Raw genomic sequence first — 21,506 nt, 5'->3', positions numbered from 1 at the left:
CCGGAGGCGGTTCAGCGGTTGCCGAACTTGGGGGGTCGCTTCTCCATCGTGGCGGTCATGCCTTCGGCCAGATCCTCGGTGAAGAACGCGAGGGCCTGGGCGGCGGTCTCCGCCTGGAGCTGGCGCCGCAGTCCGGGCGCGTCCAGGGACGCGTTGAGCAGCTCCTTCGTCCGGCGCAGTCCGTAGGGGGACTTGGTGAGCAGTTCGTCGGCGAGGGCCTGGGCCGCCTCCAGGTCGGCGCCCTCGGCGGAGATCTCGGTGATGAGGCCGAGGGCGTCGGCGCGGTTCACGTCCAGGCGCCGTCCCCGGTAGGAGATCTCCGCGGCCCTGGCCGGGCCGACGAGGCGGGGCAGCAGCCAGGACAGGCCGCAGTCCCCGGCGGACAGGCCGAGGTCCACGAACGGCACCACGAACCGGGTCGTCGGGTCGGCGACCCGCATGTCGCAGGCCAGCGCCCAGGAGACGCCCATCCCGGCGACCGGGCCGCGCAGCGCCGCGATCACCGGCTGCGGGATCTCCCGCAGCCGCGCGGTGACCTCGCCGCCGCGGGCGATGCCCCGGTAGAGCCGCTGGGCGCGCCCCTCCGCGCTCTTCTCGCCCGGGTCTCCGCCCTGGATGTCCATGCCCGAGCAGAACCCGCGCCCCTCGCCGGTGAGGACCACGACCTGGGTGCCGGGGTCGCGCGCCAGCTCGTGCAGGACGTCGAGCATCTCCTCGGTCAGCGCGCCGTCGACGGCGTTCAGACGCTCAGGGCGGGACAGGGTGATGGTGAGGACCCCGTCCCGCCGGTCGAGCTTGATCCCGGCCAACGGCTCAGGAGCCGAGCTGCTGGATGAGCGGGCCCATCTGCTCGCCCACGTTCCTGAACACGGTCATCGGCTCGGCCGCGTTGATGGCCGCCCAGTTGTCGCGCACGTCCTCCACCGACAGCGTCGTCTTCTGCCCGTAGCCGGGGCCCTCCGCAACGAAGATCTTCGCGATGCGGCCGCCGCCGACCGTGTAGACCTCGCCGGAGTCCTCGTTGCCCTCGTGGACGAGGTAGGCGACCAGGGGCGTGACCTGGTCGACGCCGAGCTTGTCCGCGAAGTCGGCGGGCAGCAGGTCCTCGGTCATGCGGGTCCAGGCCACCGGCGCGATCGCGTTGGCCTTGATGTTGTACTTGGCGCCCTCCTGGGCGAGGGTCTTGGTGAACCCGACGAGCCCCATCTTGGCCGTGGAGTAGTTCACCTGCCCGAAGTTGCCGAACAGGCCCGCCGGGGACGAGGTGTTGACGATCCGGCCGTAGCCGCCCTCGCGCAGGTGGGGCCACGCGGCGCTGGAGACGAGGAACGAGCCGCGCAGGTGGACGGCGATGACCGAGTCGAACTCCTCCGGGGTCATGTTCTTGAACGACTTGTCGCGCAGGATGCCCGCGTTGTTGATGACGATGTCGACCTTGCCGAACGCGTCCAGCGCGCCCTGGACGATCGCCTGCGCGCCCTCGGAGGTCGCGACGTTGTCGGGATTGGCGACGGCCTCGCCGCCGTTCTTCTTGATCTCGTCCACGACATCCTGCGCGGGGCCGGCGGAGGCGCCGGCACCGGACCGGTCGCCGCCGAGGTCGTTGACGACGACCTTGGCGCCGCGTGCGGCGAGCTCCAGCGCGTGCTGGCGGCCGAGGCCGTGGCCCGCTCCGGTCACGACCGCGACGCGGCCGTCGTAGCGCAGTTCCGACATCCCTGTCTCCTCACATCGCACCGACTACGCTCCCCGGGTCATCACCCAGGGGGATACACAGTGGTACCACTGAACCGAATCCCGCTCGGCCGCGGCCCCCGGACTTCCTTCCCTCCTGGACGCCAGGGCAGTCCTGCGTACGATGAGGCAAGGGGGAAAGTTGCGCTGAATGCCCTTTTCGCCGGAGCGGACGGCGTAACCTCCTGTGCCGAGGAGCAACGGAGGTCCCGTCTCGATGAGCCCTGCCGACGCGTTCACGTCCAGCACCCGCCCGTACCGCGTCGTGCAGTGGGCGACGGGCGCGGTCGGCCGCAGCGTGATCCGCGGCGTCCTCGACCGGGACGACATGGAGCTGGCCGGCGCCTGGGTCCACACCGCGGCCAAGGACGGCGTCGACGCCGGAGTCCTCGCCGGGCGCGACCGCGCCGGCGTCACCGCGACCGGCGACATGGCGGACATCCTCGACCTGGACGCCGACTGCGTCGTCTACGCCCCGAGCCCGGCGCCCGACCGGTCCACCGAACTCGAGACGGTCTGCGCGCTGCTGTCCTCCGGCAAGAACGTCGTCTCCGTGAACGGCTTCGTCTACCCGCAGGCGCACGGCCCGCAGTACGTGAACGAGCTGGAACAGGCGTGCAAGCGCGGCGGCGCCTCGGTGCACGGCAGCGGGATCAGCGGCGGTTTCATGGCCGACCTCATGCCGCTCATGCTGGCGCGGCTGTCGCGGCGGATCACCCACGTCTACGTCCGCGAGGTCACCGACTTCGCCCCGCACCCGTCCTGGCGGATGATCCACCACATGCTCGGCTTCGGGAAGGACGAGGAGGCGTACCTGCGCGCGCTCCGCCCCGCCCGGACCGCGATGCGCGCGGTGTTCTCCGAGAGCCTGCACCTGGTCGCGGCCGGCCTCGGCGTCGACCTGGACGAGATCGACGTGGACGCGGAGCACCGGCTCGCACGCACCGACCTCGCCACCGCCGCCGGCCCGGTCCCGCGCGGCACGGTCGCGGAGGCCCGCTGGACGTTCAGCGGGCTCGCCGCCGGACGGCCCGTGATCACCCTTGAGGTCGTGCACAAGGCCGACGCCGCGCGGACGGGCGACGAGTGGGGCAGCCCCGGGTACTCGCTCCGCGTGGACGGCCGGCCCTCGCTCACGCTGGGGACCGACGACGCGTGGGTGACCGACGCGATCTCCGCCGCAGCCTCGCACGCCCTCAACTCGATCCCGGTCGTCTGCGCCGCCGAGCCGGGCATCCGCACCGCCCTCGACCTCCCCATGGTCCGCGGCCGCATGCGGATCTGAGCGTCCGCCACCACCCCGGGGACGTCCCGGGCCGGGCACCGGCGGATATCGTGGGCTGCGGGACCACCCCATCGGCGTCGGGAGGAGTGCGGAATGAGCGTCCAGGAGGTCGAGGGGGGCCGGTTCGTCCGGCAGCCGAACCGGTTCACCGAGCGGATCACCGCCGACGGGTCGAGCGGCCTGCCCGCCGAGCCCGGCCGCTACCGGCTGTTCGTCTCCTACGCGTGCCCGTGGGCGCACCGCAGCCTCATCGTGCGGCGGCTGCTCGGACTGGAGGACGCGATCAGCGTCGCCGTCGTCGACCCGATCCGCGACGAGCGGGGCTGGCGCCTCCCCGGCCGCGACCCGGTCACCGGCGCGGAGTTCCTCTCCGAGCTGTACCTCGGGACCGACCCCTCCTTCGAGGGCCGCTACACCGTCCCGTGCGTCTGGGACACCGAGACGGAGCGCCTGGTCACCAACGACTTCCCGGCCATCACCACGATGATGGAGACGGAGTTCACCGCGCACCACCGGGCGGGCGCGCCCGACCTGTACCCGGAGGCGCTGCGCCCCGGGATCGACGAGCTGAACGAGCTCGTCTACACGACCGTCAACAACGGCGTCTACAAGGCCGGGTTCGCGACCTCCCAGGACGCCTACGAGGAAGCCGCCGGCGCCCTCTTCGCCACCCTCGACCGGCTCGAAGAGCGCCTCTCCGGCAGCCGCTACCTGTTCGGCGACGAGATCACCGAGGCCGACGTCCGGCTCTACCCGACGCTCGCGCGCTTCGACGCCGTCTACTACTCGCACTTCAAGTGCAACCTGCGTCGCGTGACGGACTACCCCGCCCTCTGGGGCTACGCCCGTGACCTGTACGCGATCCCGGCGTTCGGCGAGACCACGAACTTCGATCACATCAAGCGCCACTACTACGTGACCCACCCCCACATCAACCCGTCCGGGATCGTCCCCATGGGCCCCCTCATCGACTGGTCCGCCCCCCATGGCCGGAACCGCTGACCTCGTCACTCTCGTTATGCTGGCGAACCTCTAGCAATCACCACGAGAGGCACGACCCGACCATGCGCAGCCAGTTCTTCGGAAACATGGACCAGGGGCAGCAGCTCCCCGGCCACTTCGCACTCCAGAACTCCAAGATGCTCCGGATCCACCTCAACGGCGACGTCCTGGCCCGGCAGGGGTCCATGGTGGCCTTCCAGGGCCAGATGGAATTCGACTACGAGGGCTCCGGCGGCATCGGCAAGTTCATGAAGAAGGCCCTGACCGGCGAGGGCGTCCCGACGATGCGGGTCAAGGGCCAGGGCCTGCTGTTCGTCGCCAACGACGCCGACGACATCCACCTCTTCTACCTGGAGAACGAGGGGCTCACCGTCAACGGCGCCAACATCCTCGCCTACGACGCCCACCTGCAGTCCGACATCCAGAAGGTTCAGGGCGCGGGCATCGCCGCGGGCGGCCTGTTCAACACCACCCTCACCGGCACCGGCTTCGTCGCCCTCACCACCCACGGCACCCCGGTCATGCTCGACTGCGGCCGCGCCCCCACCTTCGCCGACGGCCAGTCCGCCGTCGCCTGGAGCACCAGCCTCCAGGTCGGCGTCAACCGGACCTTCAAGGCCGCCGCCCTGATCGGCCGGGGCAGCGGCGAAGCCATGCAGCTCGCCTACCAGGGCCAGGGATTCGTCCTGGTCCAGGCCAGCGAGGGCCCGACCGTCGCCCCCCACAACCACTGATCAGGCCGGCGAACACTGCCGAAGCCACGGTCCTGGCTTCGGCAGGTTGAGCCATACTGGGGCGGCGCGTGGGCGGCGTCTCACCGTGCTGGCATGTGACAAGAGCAAGAACGAGTAGCCTTGTTGAGTCTAAGAAATTACCTGCGAGCTGCGGAAGAGGGCGATCTCCGCCGTGTCGACAGAGTCGTCGCAAACTAGTGCCGACCCAACGATGACAGACTTCGGTGCCAACGAGTGGCTGGTCGACGAGCTGTACCAGAAGTACCTCGAGGATCCGAACTCGGTTGACGAGGCCTGGTGGAACTTCTTCGCGGACTACCAGCCGGACAGCCGGGCCGGGTCCGTGACCCCCGCCTCCCCGGGGGCGCCCCAGGCGCCCGCCGGGACCACGGCCCCGAAGGCCGGCAACGGCACGGCGGCCGCTCCGCCGACACCGCAGCAGCCGGTCGGGCCTCCCAAGGCCAAGCCCTCCCCGAAGGCGGAGAAGCCGGGCACCGGGAAGCCGGCCGCGGGCAAGCCGGTCCCGCCGCCCGTGCCGGAGGGCGCGGAGGAGATCAGGTTGCGCGGCGCCGCGGCCCGGACGGCCACCAACATGGAGGCCAGCCTCGCGGTTCCGACCGCGACGAGCGTGCGCACCGTCCCGGCCAAGTTGCTGATCGACAACCGCATCGTCATCAACAACCACCTCAAGCGCGGCCGCGGCGGCAAGGTGTCGTTCACCCACCTGATCGGGTACGCGATCGTCAAGGCGCTCGCCGCGATGCCGGAGATGAACACCGCGTTCACCGAGGTGGACGGCAAGCCGGTGCAGATCCGGCCGGAGCACGTCAACTTCGGGCTGGCGATCGACCTGCAGAAGAGCGACGGGTCGCGGCAGCTGGTGGTGCCGAGCATCAAGGCCGCCGAGACGCTCGACTTCCGCCAGTTCTGGGCCGCCTACGAGGAGGTCGTCCGCAAGGCGCGCAACAACAAGCTCACCATCGAGGACTTCCAGGGCACGACGATCAGCCTGACGAACCCGGGAACGATCGGGACCGTGCACTCGGTGCCGCGGCTGATGCAGGGCCAGGGGACGATCATCGGCGTGGGCGCGATGGAGTACCCGGCGGAGTTCGCGGGCGCGTCCGGCGAGACGCTGTCGCGCATGGGGATCAGCAAGACGATGACGCTGACCTCCACCTACGACCACCGCATCATCCAGGGCGCGCAGTCCGGCGACTTCCTGCGCCGCATCCACGAGCTGCTGCTCGGCGCGGACGGCTTCTACGACGAGATCTTCGAGGCGCTGCGCATCCCGTACGAGCCGGTGCGCTGGGTCAAGGACATCTCCGCGACGCACGAGGACGACGTCGCCAAGGTCGCCCGCGTCCACGAGCTGATCCACGCCTACCGGGTCCGCGGCCACCTGATGGCCGACACCGACCCGCTGGAGTACAAGCAGCGCCGCCACCCCGACCTCGACATCCTCAAGCACGGCCTCACCCTGTGGGACCTGGAGCGCGAGTTCGCGACCGGCGGGTTCGGCGGCAAGCCGACGATGAAGCTGCGCGACATCCTCGGCGTCCTGCGCATGGCCTACTGCCGGACGGTCGGCATCGAGTACATGCACATGCAGGACCCGGAGGAGCGGGCCTGGATCCAGGAGCGCGTGGAGGTCCCGCACGACAAGCCGTCGCGCGAGGAGCAGCTGCACGTGCTGCGCCGCCTGAACAGCGCCGAGGCCTTCGAGACGTTCCTGCAGACGAAGTTCGTCGGGCAGAAGCGGTTCTCGCTGGAGGGCGGCGAGTCGGTCATCCCGCTGCTGGACGCGGTGATCTCCGCGTCGGCGAAGGCCAGCCTGGACGAGGTCGTCATCGGCATGGCGCACCGCGGCCGGCTGAACGTCCTCGCGAACATCGTCGGCAAGTCCTACGGGCAGATCTTCGGCGAGTTCGAGGGCAACCTCGACCCGCGCAGCGCGCAGGGCTCCGGCGACGTGAAGTACCACCTCGGCGCGTCCGGGGACTTCGTCGCCGACGACGGCTCCAAGATCCACTGTGAGCTGGTCGCCAACCCGTCCCATCTGGAGACGGTCGACCCGGTGCTGGAGGGCGTGGTCCGCGCCAAGCAGGACCTCCTGGACGTCGGCGAGGCCGGCTTCAGCGTGCTGCCCGTGCTGATCCACGGCGACGCCGCGTTCGCCGGGCAGGGCGTGGTGGCCGAGACGCTGAACCTGTCCCAGCTGCGCGGCTACCGCACCGGCGGCACCGTGCACGTAATCATCAACAACCAGGTGGGCTTCACGACCGCGCCCGAGTACTCGCGCTCCAGCGTGTACTCCACGGACGTGGCCCGGATGATCCAGGCGCCGATCTTCCACGTCAACGGCGACGACCCGGAGGCGTGCGCGCGGGTGGCTCAGCTCGCGTTCGAGTACCGGCAGACGTTCAAGAAGGACGTCGTCATCGACATGGTCTGCTACCGGCGCCGGGGCCACAACGAGGGCGAGAACCCCTCGTTCACCCAGCCGCTGATGTACGACCTGATCGACGCGAAGCGGTCGGTGCGCAAGCTGTACACCGAGGCGCTGATCGGCCGCGGCGACATCACGGTCGAGGAGGCCGAGCAGGCGCTGCGCGACTACCAGGAGCAGCTCGAGCGGGCCTTCACCGAGACCCGCGAGGCCGTGAAGCGGCCGCAGGAGCCGGGCTCGGTCGTCAAGCCGGACGAAGAGGAACGCATCCCGATCGACCATGGCAAGGCCGGGACCGCGATCTCGGAGGAGACCGTCAAGCGGATCATCGAGACGCAGGTCAGCCTGCCGGAGGGCTTCACCCCGCACCCGCGGCTCCAGCCGATCCTGCAGCGCCGCGCCCAGATGATCGAGGACGACGCGATCGACTGGGCGACCGGCGAGCTGCTGGCGATGGGCTCGCTGCTGATCGACGGCCGCCCCGTGCGGCTCGTCGGGCAGGACACCCGGCGCGGGACGTTCGGCCAGCGGCACGCCGTCCTGGTCGACCGCAAGACGGGCGAGGAGTACACCCCGCTGAAGCAGTTCGGGCAGGGCGTGTCGAAGTTCTACGTCCACGACTCGCTGCTGAGCGAGTACGCGGCGATGGGCTTCGAGTACGGCTACTCCATGACCCGGCCGGACGCGCTGGTCGCGTGGGAGGCGCAGTTCGGCGACTTCGCCAACGGCGCCCAGAGCATCGTGGACGAGTACATCTCGTCCGGCGAGCAGAAGTGGGGCCAGCACTCCGGCGTCGTGCTGCTGCTGCCGCACGGCTACGAGGGCCAGGGGCCCGACCACTCGTCCGCGCGGATCGAGCGCTTCCTGCAGCTGTGCGCGCAGGACAACATGACGGTCGTGTACCCGACGACCTCGGCGAACTACTTCCATCTGCTGCGCTGGCAGGTGCTGTCGGGCCGCAACAAGCCGCTGGTGGTGTTCACGCCGAAGTACCTGCTGCGGCTGAAGGCGGCCGCGTCCCGGGTCTCCGACATCACCGGCGGCGCGTTCCAGCCGGTGATCCCGGAGAGCGACCCGGCGATCGACCCGGCGGGGGTGCGGCGGGTGCTGCTCACCACCGGCAAGATCTACTACGAGGTGGTGAAGTCCCGGGAGGCCGCGGGCGCGAACGACACCGCGGTCGTCCGGGTCGAGCGGCTGTACCCGCCGCCGGTGGACGAGATCAGGGCCGAGCTGGCGAAGTACCCGGCGGACGCCGAGATCGTCTGGGTGCAGGACGAGCCCGCCAACATGGGCGCCTGGCCGTTCATGGCCCTGAAGCTGGCGCACCACCTCGAGGGTCTGAAGATGTCGCGGGTGTCGCGCCCGGCGTCCTCGTCCCCCGCGGTGGGCTCGGCGAAGCTGCACCAGGCGGAGCAGGAGGCGCTCCTCGCCAGGCTGTTCGGCGAGCAGAAGCAGTAGTACGGGCAGAGCAGGGCAGACGCAGGACGCGAGGGCTCCGGTGCACCGCGCCGGGGCCCTCGGCGTCGGCGTGGCGGCGCCGCAGGAATCGGAACGCGCAGAAAGTGGATCAGGCCATGTACTTCACCGACCGGGGCATCGAGGAGCTGACGGAGCGGCGAGGCGAGGAGCAGGTCGGCCTGGCGTGGCTGGCCGAGCGGCTGCGCGAGTTCGTCGACCTCAACCCCGAGTTCGAGACGCCCGTCGACCGGCTCGCCACCTGGCTGGCGCGCCTGGACGACGAGGACGAGGACTGATCCGTTCACCGCCCAAACGCGATACATCTTGACTTTCCGCTGACGCGACATATCGTGTTTACTGGTCACAGGACGCTCGGACGAAGGGCATACCCCGATGTCGCGCTGGACGATCGACGAACCGACCACCCTCGACTTCGACGGCGCCGTCGCGCTGCGGGCGACGCTGATCGCGGGCGACATCTCGGTGCTCGCCTCCGACGAGCGGCCGTCCGTCATGATCGGCGACGTCGAGGGCCCGCCACTCGTGATCACCCATGAGGCGGGCATGCTGACGATCACCCACGAGAAGCTGTGGGAGGGCGTGCTGACCTGGCTGCGCACGCAGAGATGCCGCGCGTCCATCACGGTGACCGTCCCGCACGACTGCCCGCTCACGCTGAACCTCGTGTCCGCGGACGCGGTCGTGACCGGGATGACGGCCCGCACGTCCATCAAGAGCGCCTCGGGCGACGTCACGCTCGACGAGGTGGCGGGCGCGATCGACGCCAACACCGTCTCCGGCGCGATCGAGGCGCAGGGCCTGGAGGGGACGGTGTCGTTCACGTCCGTGTCCGGCGACCTGTCCCTCGCCGGCGGGTCCATCGACCACCTGACCGCCCGGGCGGTCAGCGGGCGCATCGCCGCCGACGTCGACCTGGTCGGCGACGGCAGGGTCGACGTCAACACGGTCTCCGGCGAGGTCGCCCTGCGCATCCCCGAATCCGCCGGCGCCGAGGTCACGCTGAACTCGGCCGCCGGGCGCATCGACACGTCGTTCCCCGAACTCGGCCGGCAGGAGCGGCCCGTGGCGCGCAGCGTCGCCGGCAAGATCGGCGACGGTTCGGGACGGCTCACGGTCAACACGGTCTCCGGCCCGATCACCCTCCTCGGCCGCGACGACGAGCCGGACATCACCACCCCCCGGAAGGACTCAACGTGAGCCCCGTCTTCGGCCACGGTCGCCTGCGGCTGTACCTGCTCAAGCTTCTGGAGGAGAGCCCGCGGCACGGCTACGAGGTGATCCGGCACCTGCAGGACCGGTTCCTCGGGGTCTACTCCCCCTCCCCCGGCACGATCTACCCCCGGCTGGCCCGGCTGGAGGCCGAGGGCCTGGTCACCCACGAGGTGGCCAAGGGCAAGAAGGTGTACTCGCTGACCGACAAGGGCCGCGAGGAGCTGGAGCACCGGATGGGCGAGCTGGCCGAGTTGGAGGAGGAGATCTCCGCCTCGGCGCAGGAGTTCGCGCGGGGCGTCCAGGAGGACGTCCGGCAGACCGTCCGGAGCCTGCGCGAGGAGCTCACCCAGGCCGCCCGGACGATGCGCGACCAGGGCGGGACCACGTCCAAGGACGCGTGGAAGGAGACCGCCGAGCGCCAGAAGGACGAGTGGAAGCGCCAGAAGGAGCACTGGCGCGAGCAGAAGCAGGCGTGGAAGGCGGAGTGGCGGCAGAACTGGGACGACGCGTGGAAGACGGCGACCGGCGCCCGCGAGGACGTCGCGCGCCTGAAGCTGGAGCGCGTGCTCAGCAAGTTCGTCGAGGACGTCGGCAGGACGGCGAGGAACACCCGGCTGGACGAGGACGGCCTGGCCGCCGTCCAGGCGGTCATGGACGAGGCCGAGCGCGGCCTGTCGGCGGTGCAGGCGGTCCTGGACGAGGCCCGCGCCCGCCTGAAGGAAGAGGTCCTCCAGCGGGACCGGGACGACGAGGGCGACCAGGGCAAGCCGTGACCGGGGCGTCCCCGGCCGCGGCCCGCACCCGGTCGGCAGCCGCGCCTCAGGGCGTGAAGACGATCTTTCCGAAGAGGTCGCCCCCGGCCATCGCCTCGAACCCCTCGCGGGCTCTGCTCAGCGGCAGCGTCCGGTCGATCAGCGGCTTGGTCTCCGTCTTGACCAGGAAACGCGCCAGCCGCTCCAGCTGGTCGCGGGTGCCCATGGTGGAACCGATCACCTGAAGCTGCAGGAAGAACACGCGGTTCAGCTCCGCCGGCGGCACCTGGCCGCTGGTGGCGCCCGACACCACGATCCGGCCGCCCGGCCGCAGCGACTTCAGCGAGTGCGACCACGTCGCCTGCCCGACGGTCTCGATGACGGCGTCCACCCGCTCGGGAAGCCGCGCGCCCGTCTCCAGCGCCGCGTCCGCGCCGAGTTCCTGCGCCCGCTTGCGCTTGGCCTCGCTGCGGCTGGTCGCGTAGACGCGGAAGCCCGCGGCCGACGCCAGCGCGATCGCCGCGGTCGCGACGCCGCCGCCCGCGCCCTGCACCAGGATCGACGACCCCGGCTGCAGCCCGGCCTTGTCGAACAGCATCCGGTAGGCGGTGAGCCACGCGGTCGGCAGGCAGGCGGCCTGCGCGAACGACAGCTCCGCAGGCTTCGGCACGAGGTTGCGGCGCGGCACCGCGACCTTCTCGGCCAGGGCCCCGGGATGGTTCTCCGACAGCAGCGACCGCTTCGGGTCGAGGGTCTCGTCCCCGCCGCCCCGCGCGGGGTCGCCGATCACCGAGTGGACGATGACCTCGTTGCCGTCCTCGTCCACCCCGGCGGCGTCGCAGCCGAGGATCATGGGGAGCTTGTCGGCGGGCAGGCCGACGCCCTTGAGCGACCAGAGGTCGTGGTGGTTGAGCGCGGCGGCCTTCACCGTGACGGTCGTCCAGCCGTCCGGTACGTCGGGTTCGGGCATCTCCCCCGCGGTCAGCCCGTTCAGCGGATTGTCTGCGTCGATCTGCGTAGCCGTGACAGCGAACATGAACGCACACTAACCACCGCCCCGAGCCGACGGACGGCCCGCCCCCTCGCAGCAGAGCGGGGCAGTACCCCGGCACGCAAAACACTCGGCCGGAAGTCCGGCCGAGTGTCTCGCCGAGCTGGATGAGCCGGGCCGAACGGGCCGTGGACCGGGCCCTAGAAGTCCAGTTCCCCGGCCTTGATACGGCCGAGAAGGCCCGACAGCGCCTCCCGGCCGACGGCGAGGTGGGGGGTGTGGGGGTTCTTGCTGTCCCGGATGCCGACAGAGCCGTCCAGCGAGGCCAACTCGACGCACTGACCGGAGTCTCCACCGCTGTAGCTGCTCTTACGCCACTGGGGAGCGGTCTTGCTGCTCTCGTTCACATCGTCTCCAGTACTTCGCGGATCAGAGCTTCCGATTCTGCCGCAGGTAGGGCCTTTTCCCTGATCAGCTCGAACCCTACTGCAAACTCCGTCACCTGCGGTCCCGGCTCGATCAGCCGACCTCTCCCCCCTACGGACTCCTCGTAGCCCATGTCAGGGTCGGTTTCGAAGGATAGGACGGTGAAGGACCCTTCGGGGAACACCTGTGCGGAGTGCCCAAGCACGTAGATGGCGAAGTTGGGCTCGTTGCAGTACTTCAGGAGCTGCTCAAGCTGCGCTCGAGTGATCTCTCGAGACCCTGCGACCTTCCGGAGGACGCCTTCCTCCAAGGCGACGATGACGTTCGGCGGGTCTTCCCTGTCGAAGATCTCCTTACGGCCCATACGGGTCTGGACAAGTTCCTCCAGGTGCTCCTGCTTTTTGCCCGCACGCATGACCTCGCGTGCGTACTCCGGTGTCTGAAGAACTCCAGGGATGACGAACTGCCCGTAGATCCGGATTTGGGAGGCTCGGGCCTCCTCCTCGACGTACTCCCAGAAGCCGGGAGGCAGACCGGCCTCCTCGGCGATGCGGGGGAGCATCGCCTCGAAGAACTTCGGTATCTGGAACAGCTCGTCCATTGCGGTGGAGAGCTTCATGTTCGGGCGGCGCCTCTTGGTCTCCACGAGCCCGATGAACTTGCCCGTGTAATCGACCTTGGCACCGAGGGCCTCTTGGGAAAGGCTTCTGCCTTCCCGAAAGCGCTTCATGTGGAACAGGTAGAAGTCGAGAGCGGATGCCATGGGGTCAATATCCGGCATCTGTGAACCTTTCGGGCCTACCTACAGCGGACTGTAGGCGTCGGGGGGCATGTGTAGGCGCGGTTCTCTGGCTGAGAGTAGCCCGGAGGTTGACGATGTGTGTCAGAGAACACGAGAACCCAACGAATTCGGAAGTACGATGCACCCCCAGAGCCACTCGAATCCCCGCAAAGACGACTTCGCCCTCACTCTGAAACCCGTTCGCGAGTCGGTGAAGCTCGCCCGGGATCTAGTCGCCGTGGCCTGGGACCACTGGGGGCTGGGGGACGACTACGTTCCCCGCCTCGTCGCCTCCGAGCTGGTGACCAACTCCGTACTCGCCTCCGAGAAGTACGGGGTCACCCAGGACATCCTCTTCCGCTGCCATCTGGACGGCTGCCGCCCGATCATCGAGGTCCGCGACGGCATCTCGGAACCGGCCGTTCTCATCCCGCTGTCGGACCGTTCCGAAGGCGGTCGGGGACTTCCCTTGGTCGCCGAACTGTGCGCCCAGTGGTGGATGCACTGGGAGGACGACAACCGGAAGGTCATCGGGGCGGAACTGGCGGTTTCGGCATGACTCCTGATCTCTGGCCGCTGGTCTGGCCCATCCTGATCGCCGTCACGGTATCGGTCCTCTCCGGTCTCATAACGGGCCTCCTGCTCTACCCATGGGCGGTCGGCCGCGCACGTAAGGCGCGGGGCCGACACGAAAGGCGCCCTGGAGATCCGTTGTCCAATCCGAAAGAAGAGAGCAGGTGGTCTATCGACCGCTCAAAGCCATGAGACGAGCCCCTCCCTTCAAGATCCGGAGAAGAAGTCGTATGACACTCACAGTCCAGGCCCCGGCCCGCGACCCCCGGGAGCTGATCTCCCCCGACCTGTTCGACCGGCTCGTCGGGCGTCTTCGGGACGAGTACCTGTACGTCGCCCGCTTCTACGCCGAGTCAATGGTGGAGCAGATGCTCTGCTTCCTCGCGGCAACCGCCGAGTACAACCCGTCCAGCCCGCCCGAAGGCATCGTGCGGGACGCGGAGGAGTTCAACCACCTCACTCCGTCGAAGGAAATCGACGACGCCTTGCACGCTTTCCTGGACCTGACCGCGGACTACCGGGAATTCTGCAAGAAGCTGACGGGTGACCGGTTCATCGACCACGTCCCGGTCAGCAACTCATCCATCACCAGCGGCCGATCGGTCGCCATCACCGTCCGGGCGATGCGCCACTACGGATGGCCGGTGGACGACCGCTTCTGGGAGTCGGGAACGAGCTGCTGCTCGGACATCTGCCAGGGCCGCCTCACCAGGTTGTAGGGAACATGACGCGAAGCGACTGGGACGACCTGCCCGCCTCAGAACGAGAGGCCATTACCAACCAATACGGGCAGATCAAGGACATCCGTCCCGCCGACTCCGGCAACCACGCCGACATCGCCTCAACGGTGATCGGCGAACATGGAACCGTGTTCGTCAAGGCGGCGCGCAAGCTCCCGGAGAAGGACGGCCCGGAGGTCACGTCGCTTCGGTGGGAGGCGAAGGTCAACCCCTTCGTCAACGAGTTCGCCCCTCGGCTTCTGCGGAGCACGGAGGTCGAGGGGTGGCTCGTGCTCGTGTTCGAGCACATACCGGGCCGTCACCCGGACTACTCCCCCGGTTCCTGTGACTTGGACCTGGTCGCCAAAGCGGTACATCTCCTCCAGAAGACGTCCCCGCCCGCCGTGGTGGACCGTCCCGTCACCATGCGCTGGCACGGCATCGGCGGGGATGCATCCCCGATGTCGGGGCAGGCGTTGCTGCACACCGACATCAACGCCAAGAACGTCCTCATCACCCCTGAAGACGCGGTCTACTTCGTGGATTGGGCCTTCGTCAGTCACGGAGCCCCATGGGTCGAGATGGGGCAGATGATCCCCTGGTTGCTGTCGGCTGGGCACACTCCCGCTTCGGCCGAGAAGTGGCTGCACCAGTTCCCCGCCTGGCGGGAGGCAGATCCCACCTCCATCGACCAGTACGCCCGGCTGCACACCGCCGTGTGGACCCGCCGCCACGAGATGGTCTCGGCCGAGTGGATCGGCCCCTACTTGGCTGATGTGCGGCGCTGGGCGTCATACCGAGGAGTCCTCGAATGAGTCGGCATGACAGCCAAGCCTCAGAAGCACCCAAGGCCGTTCAAGTGCATGCTGTCGAGACACTCACCACACCGACTGGTGAACACGTCCAGATCGACTGCCGGATGGTCCCGCTCGTCCAGGCACTTTGGGACACGGGAATCGGGACCTTCCAGTGCTGCGAGGACGTCGGCGCGAGCGTCCACGGCGGAGGGTGGCTGTACCCGAAGCCACGCAGGGCCCGCTACGCGGCCTTCTGGGACGGCTTCGCCTGGTTGCAACTGCCTCTCGAAGACGCCGAGCGGCTCGTCGCCCTGACGGCGGGCATCGCTGCGGGGCACGGCTGGGAGTGCAGCAGCCCGATCACAGTCCAAGGGCGTCGGCCCGGCGCGAACCTGTACCTCCCTGCCCGGCAGATCGACCAGGTGCTCGCCGTGCTCAAGACGTGAGGCGGCGCCCCCTGCCGACGAGAAGAGAGGACGTGGTCTATCGGCTAACGAACCGCGGAAGACGTGAAGCATGGAGGCCCCGCGGGGCGCGGGGCCTCTTCACGGGTACGACAGGAGGAAGCAGCCGCTGGTACCGGGACCCCTCCTAAGATCATCTGTTATGCCCCTCACCGATGATCAGGTCCGCGAACTCGTCGGCCGCTTCGCCACGCTCGACATGACCGGATGGGACGAGGCCGCGTTCGACCGGGCCCCGGCCCATCTCGGCTGGCTGCCGACACGGGCCTCCGCCGAGGAACGGAAACGGAGCCGCCTCTACCCCCGGTTGTGGAACTACGAGGACTTCCGCCCGGGATGCAAGGGGGAGTCCCACGATCAGTACGACACCGGCCTCGGCACCGGCCTCGGGCAGGTGGCCCGGCACGGCTCCGATCTCGGCTCCGAGATCTCCGTACCGGTGGGAGAAGGCGAAGATCTCTTCCTCAGCGTGCGCGCTGCCCTCGAAGAGACCCTGGGCCCGCCGTCGATCATGCGGGGCCCCGGGCCGCTGCTGCGCTGGCGCAACCCGGTGCGGTTGCTGGAGCTCGAACACGCCGGCGGCCACACGTCCCTGCGGGTCAGCCCCACCGATGCCGTCGACCGCGACGAGCACCTCTCATCGAACTGGGCCGAGCCTGAGCACACGCTCGAGCAACTCGGCTACTGGCAGGTGCTCGGCCGGGGGTGGGACTGGGCCCCGGGCGGCGTCTGGGCCGACGACTGGAACCAGTTCGAGGAGCAGCTGGCGACCACACTGGGATCGGTCGTCCGGGACTTCGCCCTCCTGGACGTACCCGACCGCTTCACCGTGGTCGTGCGCACCCCGGAGGACCTCCGATTCGTGCAGTGGACCACCTTCGAGGACTGGACGCTTCATCTCCAGGCGCGCGTCCCCGACGATCCCGGCCCCGGCTGGTCGGAGGCGATGGCCGACCTGGGCTGGCAACCGGCCGACTCGCGCGACCTTGACGGCCTGCTGACGTGCGACTTCCCGACGGTCGGCTGGCAGGAGGCCCAGACCGCAGCGCGCATGCTCGTCGGCGCGCTGCGGTCCTACGGCGTCCCCTTCGACGACCTCTGGCACGAGGTGATCTCCCCGGACGTGGAGTTGCTCGGGATCGGGCTTCCCACGAAGCGCGGTGGCCGCGTCTGACTCAGCCGACGTCCGCGGCCGTCGTCGACGAAGGGGTCCGTCTGAAGTCGCCCCTTCGCCATGGAAAACCGGATGTGCTCAGAGGACCTTGGAGAGGAAGTCCTGGGTGCGGGCGTGCTGGGGGTTGGCCAGGACCTCGCGGGGCGTGCCCTGCTCGACCACGGCGCCGTCGTCCATGAAGACCAGGGAGTCGCCGACCTCGCGGGCGAAGCCCATCTCGTGGGTGACCACGATCATGGTCATGCCGTCGAGGGCGAGCTGCTTCATGACGTCCAGGACCTCGCCGACCAGCTCCGGGTCCAGCGCCGAGGTCGGCTCGTCGAACAGCATCAGCGCGGGCTCCATCGCGAGCGCCCGCGCGATCGCCACCCGCTGCTGCTGCCCGCCCGACAGCTGCGACGGGTAGACCTGCGCCTTGTCGCTCAGCCCGACGCGCTCCAGCAGCGCGAGGGCCCGCTGCCTGACCTGGTCCTTCGGCTGGCGCTTGACCCAGATCGGCGCACCCATCACGTTCTCCAGCGCCGTCTTGTGGGGGAACAGGTTGAAGCGCTGGAACACCATGCCGATCTCGCGGCGCTGCGCCGAGACCTCCCGGTCGCGCAGCTCGTACAGCTTGCCGCCCTGCTGCCGGTAGCCGACCAGGTGGCCGTTCACCCACAGCCGCCCGGCGTTGATCTTCTCCAGGTGGTTGATGCAGCGCAGGAACGTCGACTTCCCCGAACCGGACGGGCCGACGACGCACATCACCTCGCCCGTCCGGACCTGGAGGTCGATGCCCTTCAACACCTCCAGCCGGCCGAACGACTTGTGCACCTGCTCGGCCTTCACCATCAGACCGCCGCTCTCCGGCGCCGGTTCCTTGGCGAGGGTCACCTCGTCCTCACCTCCGCTCATTGGCCGCCGCCTCCGCCGCGGAAGCGGACCCGCTGGCGGCGTGGCGACGCCCCCTTGCCGACCCCCCGGCTGAAGTACCGCTCGATGTAGTACTGGGCGATCATCAGGACCGAGGACAGCAGCAGGTACCACAGGCACGCCATCACCAGCATCGGAATGATCTTGTAGGTGCTGGCGTAGATGGTCTGCGCGGTGAACGTCAGCTCGGAGAACGGGACCGCCGCGACCAGCGAGGTGTTCTTCATCATGGAGAGCACCTCGTTGCCGGTCGGAGGGACGATGACCCGCATCGCCTGCGGCAGGACGATCCGGCGCATGGTCTGCATCCGGGACATGCCGAGCGCGCTCGCCGCCTCCTGCTGCCCCTCGTCCACCGACAGGATCCCGGCCCGGACGATCTCCGCCATGTAGGCGGCCTCGTTCAGGATCAGGCCCAGACCGGCGGCGATCATCGGGGTGACCAGCGCCTGCGTCTCCCAGGTGTGGAACTCGGGCCCGAACGGGATGCCGATCCCGACCGTCGGCAGCAGCGTGCCGATCGCGCCCCAGATGAGCAGCTGCGTGTAGAGCGGCGTGCCGCGGAAGAACCACAGGTAGAGCCAGGCCGCGCTGCTCAGCAGCGGATTGGCCGACAGCCTCATCAGCGCCAGGACGGTGCCGATCAGCATGCCGCCGACCATCGCGGCGACCGTCAGCAGGATCGTGTTGCGGACGCCCCTCAGCACCGCTTCGGACGTGATGTACTTGCGCTGCTCCGACCACTCCAGGGCATCGCTCGTCAGCAGGAAGTTGACGAACATCGCGAGCAGCACGACCACGACCGCGGCGGCGACCCAGCGGCCGGGATGCCGGACCGGGACGGCCCGGATCGCTTCGGGCCGCCCCTTCTCGACGTCGTCGTCGACCGTCATGCGATCAGCTCTGCGCGGCGTTGATCGCCGGGTCGGTGATCGCGCCGCTCTCCACCCCGGCGTCCGTCAGGATCTTCTTGTAGGTGCCGTCGGCGATGAGCGCCTTCAACGCGGCGAGGACGGCGTCCTTGAACTGGCCGGAGTCCTTGCCGAGGGCGTAGCCGTAGGGCGCAGTGTCGTAGGCCTGGCCGATGATCTCCAGCTTGCCGGTCTTCTTGATCGCGTCACCGATGATCGGCGAGTCGGCGGCCATCGCGTCCACCTTGCCCGCGACCAGGTCGTTGTTGACCTCGGTCTGCTGCTTGCGGACGACCTGCTTGATCGCCGGCTTGCCCGCGTCGGTGCACTCCTTGCTCTTGGCCGTGAGGTCGTCGACCTGCACCGTGCCCTGCTGCACGCCGATGCTCTTGCCGCAGGCGTCGTCGGGGTTGACGCCCTTGGGGTTGCCCGTGAGCGACGCCCAGGCCGTCCCCGCCGTGTAGTAGGTGACGAAGTCGACGGCCTGCTCGCGCTCCTTGGTGTCGGTGAAGGAGGAGACCCCGATCTCGTACTTGCCCGACTGGACGCCCGGGATGATCGTGTCGAAGCCCGCGTTCTTGTACTCGGTCTTCAGGCCGAGCTTGGCCGCGACGGCGTCGAAGAGGTCGACGTCCCAGCCGACCATCTCCTGGGTGGCCGGGTCGACGGACTCGTTGGGCGGGTAGGACCCGTCGGTGCCGACGACGATCTTGCCGTCGCTCTTGACCGCGTCCGGGACCATGGCCGCCAGCTTGGCGTCCGCGCTCGTGTTCGAGCCGCCGGAGCCCGGGTCGGCCGAGTCGTTGCTGTCGCCACATGCGGACAGGGCGAGAGCGCCCGTCAGCACGAGCGCGCCCGCCGCGACGGCGCGACGGCGCAGAGAACCGGTGTTCACTGGTCCCCCTCCAAGTGGTTGCGTCGGATCCGCGCGGATCCGAAGGTCAGGTGCACATTTTGACCCACGACCGCCCTGATCTGGATAAAGGACCCGAAACAATCACGCAACGACGCAGCCCCGGAACGACCGTCCAGCGGCGAACTCCGCTCGCCCCCCGGTCCTCCAGGCCGCGGTGGGGTGGATCACGTGATGGTTACCACCACCCCGGTCCCCGGGCGGGCGGAGCCCCGTATGAGAGAATCGGACGACGGGTGACCCCCGTACGTCGCGAGATGACCACCAGGTGACCGGCCACCACGCCACACCACCGCGGCGGCATCGCAAGAAAGCCAACTTTCACTGACAGGGGTCGCTGTGGCTGCTGAGCCCATTCCCACCGAACCGTCCTCACTCGACGATGATCCGGCCTTTACGCTGCACCGCGGCGGCAAGCTGGAAATGCGGTCGACCATTCCGGTCCGCAACAAAGACGATCTTTCGCTGGCCTACACGCCGGGCGTGGCCCGGGTGTGCACCGCGATCGCCGACCGTCCCGAACTGGCCTACGACTACACCTGGACGTCCAAGGTCGTGGCCGTCGTCACCGACGGGACCGCCGTGCTCGGCCTCGGCGACATCGGTCCCGCCGCCTCCATGCCGGTCATGGAGGGCAAGTCCCTGCTGTTCAAGGAGTTCGCCGACGTCGACTCCGTGCCGATCGCGCTGAACTGCACGGGCGTGGACGAGATCGTCGACACCGTGACCCGGCTGGCGCCGAGCTTCGGCGGCATCAACCTGGAGGACATCAGCGCCCCCCGGTGCTTCGAGATCGAGGACCGGCTCCGCGCCGCGCTCGACATCCCCGTCTTCCACGACGACCAGCACGGCACCGCGATCGTGGTGCTCGCCGCCCTCAAGAACGCGGCCCGCCTGGTCGGCAGGCCGCTGTCGGAGCTGCGCGCGGTCGTGGCCGGCGCGGGCGCGTCCGGCATCGCCGTCTCCAAGATGCTGATCGAGGGCGGCATCGGCGACATCGCGCTGTCCGACAGCAAGGGCCTCATCTACGAGGGCCGGGACGGCCTGAACCCGGTCAAGACGCAGATCGCCGCGATCACCAACCGGTCGCACCTGAAGGGCTCCACGGAGGAGGCGCTGCGCGGCGCCGACGTGTTCATCGGCCTGTCCGGCGGCACCGTCCATGAGACGTGCGTCGCCACGATGTCGGAGAACGCGATCGTGTTCGCGCTGTCCAACCCCACCCCCGAGGTGCACCCCGACGTCGCGCGGCGGCACGCCAGGGTCGTGGCGACCGGCCGCAGCGACTACCCGAACCAGATCAACAACGTGCTGGCGTTCCCGGGCATCTTCCGCGGCGCCCTGGACGTGCGCGCCCACTCGATCACCGAGGGCATGAAGCTCGCGGCGGCCAACGCGCTCGCCGACATCATCGGCGACGACCTGGGCCCCGACTACGTCATCCCCGGCCCCTTCGACGACCGCGTCGCCCCGGCCGTCAGCGCGGCGGTGGCCGAGCAGGCCCGCAAGGAGGGCGTGAACCGCGTCTGACGGAAATTCACGATCGACTTTCCGGACGGCCCGCGTTCCCGCCGGGGAACGCGGGCCGTCCGGGTGTTCGCGGCCTCTTTTCGATCAATTCCGCGTCGCCCGCCTCATTTTCTCCCCAAGAACCGGTGTATTTCTTGCCATGAGGGAATGAGACTGGGTCCATTGAGGCCGCGTCGATCAGGAGCGAAGGTGAATCTCGCATCATACGCAGACCTGGCGATCGATCTCGTGAACACGCAGGGTCCCCAGGGCGACGACCTGCGTGATCTCGATGGGCTTCGGGCACTGCTGGCGCACCGGCCGCATCTCGGCGGGCGGATCGCGCACCGCGATCTCTACGCCATGCGGGAACTGCGCGCACAGCTGCGGGCGATCTTCACCGCCGCCGCCCGCGGGGACGAGGACGACGCCGTGGACCGCCTCAACACGCTGCTCATCCATCATCCCGTCCATCCGCAGATGTCCCGCCACGACGGCCACGACTGGCATCTGCACTTCAACGAGTCCGGCTCGATACCCGACCGTTACGCGGCCCGCGCCGCGATGGGCCTGGCGGCCAAGGTCGCCGACCGGGGGATCGGCCGTTTCGGCCTGTGCAAGGCCGAGGGCTGCGAGCAGGTGTACTTCGACACGACCGCGAACCGCTCCCGCCGCTACTGCTC

The 21,506-nt window shown here is 69.1% G+C and carries 22 protein-coding genes; 14 read left to right on the top strand and 8 right to left on the bottom strand.

The features are described 5' to 3' along the window. Window positions 1-11: 11 nt before the first annotated feature. Together E1281_RS03695 and E1281_RS03690 are read right to left on the bottom strand one after the other, a co-directional pair. Window positions 12-809 (bottom strand): enoyl-CoA hydratase-related protein, encoded by a 798-nt coding sequence (locus tag E1281_RS03695; RefSeq protein ID WP_131875695.1) that lies wholly within the window; start codon window positions 807-809, stop codon window positions 12-14. Between the two features lie 4 nt (window positions 810-813). Continuing rightward, entirely contained in the window at window positions 814-1,716 is a 903-nt protein-coding gene (locus tag E1281_RS03690; RefSeq protein WP_131875694.1) for an SDR family oxidoreductase, read from the bottom strand. Window positions 1,717-1,951: 235 nt separating this feature from the next. Here E1281_RS03690 and E1281_RS03685 point away from each other — a divergent pair, with 235 nt between their 5' ends. From E1281_RS03685 to E1281_RS03655, 7 genes are all read left to right on the top strand, one after another. Further along, the gene (locus E1281_RS03685; protein WP_131875693.1) at window positions 1,952-3,019 is read left to right on the top strand and encodes a dihydrodipicolinate reductase; all 1,068 of its coding nucleotides are present in this window, start codon (window positions 1,952-1,954) and stop codon (window positions 3,017-3,019) included. 93 nt (window positions 3,020-3,112) lie between these two features. Next, entirely contained in the window at window positions 3,113-4,021 is a 909-nt protein-coding gene (locus tag E1281_RS03680; protein WP_131875692.1) for a glutathione S-transferase family protein, read from the top strand. 62 nt (window positions 4,022-4,083) lie between these two features. Further along, window positions 4,084-4,755: an AIM24 family protein gene (locus E1281_RS03675; protein WP_131875691.1), complete on the top strand. Its 672-nt coding sequence runs from the start codon at window positions 4,084-4,086 to the stop codon at window positions 4,753-4,755. A gap of 172 nt (window positions 4,756-4,927) precedes the next feature. Next, window positions 4,928-8,668, top strand: coding sequence for a multifunctional oxoglutarate decarboxylase/oxoglutarate dehydrogenase thiamine pyrophosphate-binding subunit/dihydrolipoyllysine-residue succinyltransferase subunit (locus E1281_RS03670; RefSeq protein ID WP_131875690.1), 3,741 nt, complete (start codon window positions 4,928-4,930; stop codon window positions 8,666-8,668). A gap of 116 nt (window positions 8,669-8,784) precedes the next feature. Further along, a complete protein-coding gene (locus E1281_RS03665) occupies window positions 8,785-8,964 on the top strand; it encodes a DUF6104 family protein (protein ID WP_131875689.1) in 180 nt (59 codons plus the stop codon). Between the two features lie 97 nt (window positions 8,965-9,061). Further along, on the top strand, window positions 9,062-9,886 hold the full coding sequence (locus E1281_RS03660; protein ID WP_131875688.1) for a DUF4097 family beta strand repeat-containing protein: 825 nt from the start codon (window positions 9,062-9,064) through the stop codon (window positions 9,884-9,886). Continuing rightward, window positions 9,883-10,674, top strand: coding sequence for a PadR family transcriptional regulator (locus E1281_RS03655; RefSeq protein WP_131875687.1), 792 nt, complete (start codon window positions 9,883-9,885; stop codon window positions 10,672-10,674). Before E1281_RS03660 ends, E1281_RS03655 begins: the two co-directional genes overlap by 4 nt. Window positions 10,675-10,720: 46 nt before the next feature. Here the strand turns inward: E1281_RS03655 and E1281_RS03650 are convergent, their stop codons facing one another. From E1281_RS03650 to E1281_RS03640, 3 genes are all read right to left on the bottom strand, one after another. Beyond that, on the bottom strand, window positions 10,721-11,689 hold the full coding sequence (locus tag E1281_RS03650; RefSeq protein ID WP_131875686.1) for a zinc-binding dehydrogenase: 969 nt from the start codon (window positions 11,687-11,689) through the stop codon (window positions 10,721-10,723). 155 nt (window positions 11,690-11,844) lie between these two features. Beyond that, window positions 11,845-12,051, bottom strand: a complete 207-nt coding sequence (locus E1281_RS03645) for a DUF397 domain-containing protein (RefSeq protein ID WP_131875685.1) — start codon at window positions 12,049-12,051, stop codon at window positions 11,845-11,847. After that, window positions 12,048-12,851, bottom strand: a complete 804-nt coding sequence (locus tag E1281_RS03640) for a DUF5753 domain-containing protein (protein WP_131875684.1) — start codon at window positions 12,849-12,851, stop codon at window positions 12,048-12,050. The genes E1281_RS03645 and E1281_RS03640 overlap by 4 nt, the downstream gene beginning before the upstream one ends. 139 nt (window positions 12,852-12,990) lie before the next feature. On the opposite strand from E1281_RS03640, the gene E1281_RS03635 reads away from it, so the two are divergent. The 5 genes from E1281_RS03635 to E1281_RS03615 all read left to right on the top strand — a co-directional run bounded on the left by E1281_RS03635 (window position 12,991) and on the right by E1281_RS03615 (window position 16,578). After that, window positions 12,991-13,410, top strand: a complete 420-nt coding sequence (locus E1281_RS03635) for an ATP-binding protein (protein ID WP_131875683.1) — start codon at window positions 12,991-12,993, stop codon at window positions 13,408-13,410. A 244-nt stretch (window positions 13,411-13,654) separates the two neighbouring features. Further along, window positions 13,655-14,143 carry a hypothetical protein gene (locus tag E1281_RS03630; RefSeq protein ID WP_131875682.1) on the top strand — a complete coding sequence of 163 codons (489 nt, stop codon included), beginning with the start codon at window positions 13,655-13,657 and terminating at the stop codon, window positions 14,141-14,143. A gap of 5 nt (window positions 14,144-14,148) precedes the next feature. Then, entirely contained in the window at window positions 14,149-14,958 is an 810-nt protein-coding gene (locus E1281_RS03625; protein WP_165958779.1) for a phosphotransferase, read from the top strand. 44 nt (window positions 14,959-15,002) lie between these two features. Continuing rightward, window positions 15,003-15,386, top strand: coding sequence for a hypothetical protein (locus E1281_RS03620; RefSeq protein WP_165958778.1), 384 nt, complete (start codon window positions 15,003-15,005; stop codon window positions 15,384-15,386). Window positions 15,387-15,546: 160 nt separating this feature from the next. After that, entirely contained in the window at window positions 15,547-16,578 is a 1,032-nt protein-coding gene (locus tag E1281_RS03615) for a hypothetical protein (protein ID WP_131875679.1), read from the top strand. A gap of 78 nt (window positions 16,579-16,656) precedes the next feature. On the opposite strand, the gene E1281_RS03610 is transcribed toward E1281_RS03615, so the two are convergent. From E1281_RS03610 to E1281_RS03600, 3 genes are read right to left on the bottom strand one after another with little or no spacing between them, the layout of a single operon-like run. Beyond that, window positions 16,657-17,472, bottom strand: a complete 816-nt coding sequence (locus E1281_RS03610; RefSeq protein ID WP_131875678.1) for an amino acid ABC transporter ATP-binding protein — start codon at window positions 17,470-17,472, stop codon at window positions 16,657-16,659. Continuing rightward, entirely contained in the window at window positions 17,469-18,383 is a 915-nt protein-coding gene (locus tag E1281_RS03605; protein ID WP_131875677.1) for an amino acid ABC transporter permease, read from the bottom strand. Before E1281_RS03605 ends, E1281_RS03610 begins: the two co-directional genes overlap by 4 nt. 4 nt (window positions 18,384-18,387) lie before the next feature. After that, complete coding sequence (locus E1281_RS03600; RefSeq protein ID WP_131875676.1) at window positions 18,388-19,296, bottom strand: ABC transporter substrate-binding protein; 909 nt, start codon at window positions 19,294-19,296, stop codon at window positions 18,388-18,390. Window positions 19,297-19,653: 357 nt separating this feature from the next. On the opposite strand from E1281_RS03600, the gene E1281_RS03595 reads away from it, so the two are divergent. Together E1281_RS03595 and E1281_RS03590 are read left to right on the top strand one after the other, a co-directional pair. Next, complete coding sequence (locus E1281_RS03595; RefSeq protein WP_131875675.1) at window positions 19,654-20,844, top strand: NADP-dependent malic enzyme; 1,191 nt, start codon at window positions 19,654-19,656, stop codon at window positions 20,842-20,844. Between the two features lie 189 nt (window positions 20,845-21,033). Further along, window positions 21,034-21,506, top strand: a 473-nt coding sequence (locus E1281_RS03590) for a CGNR zinc finger domain-containing protein (protein ID WP_131875674.1), incomplete at its 3' end; no start/stop codon positions are given.

It is taken from the genome of Actinomadura sp. KC345, assembly GCF_004348515.1.
Lineage (GTDB): Bacteria > Actinomycetota > Actinomycetes > Streptosporangiales > Streptosporangiaceae > Spirillospora.
This window is presented reverse-complemented; position numbering and strand designations above follow the sequence as displayed.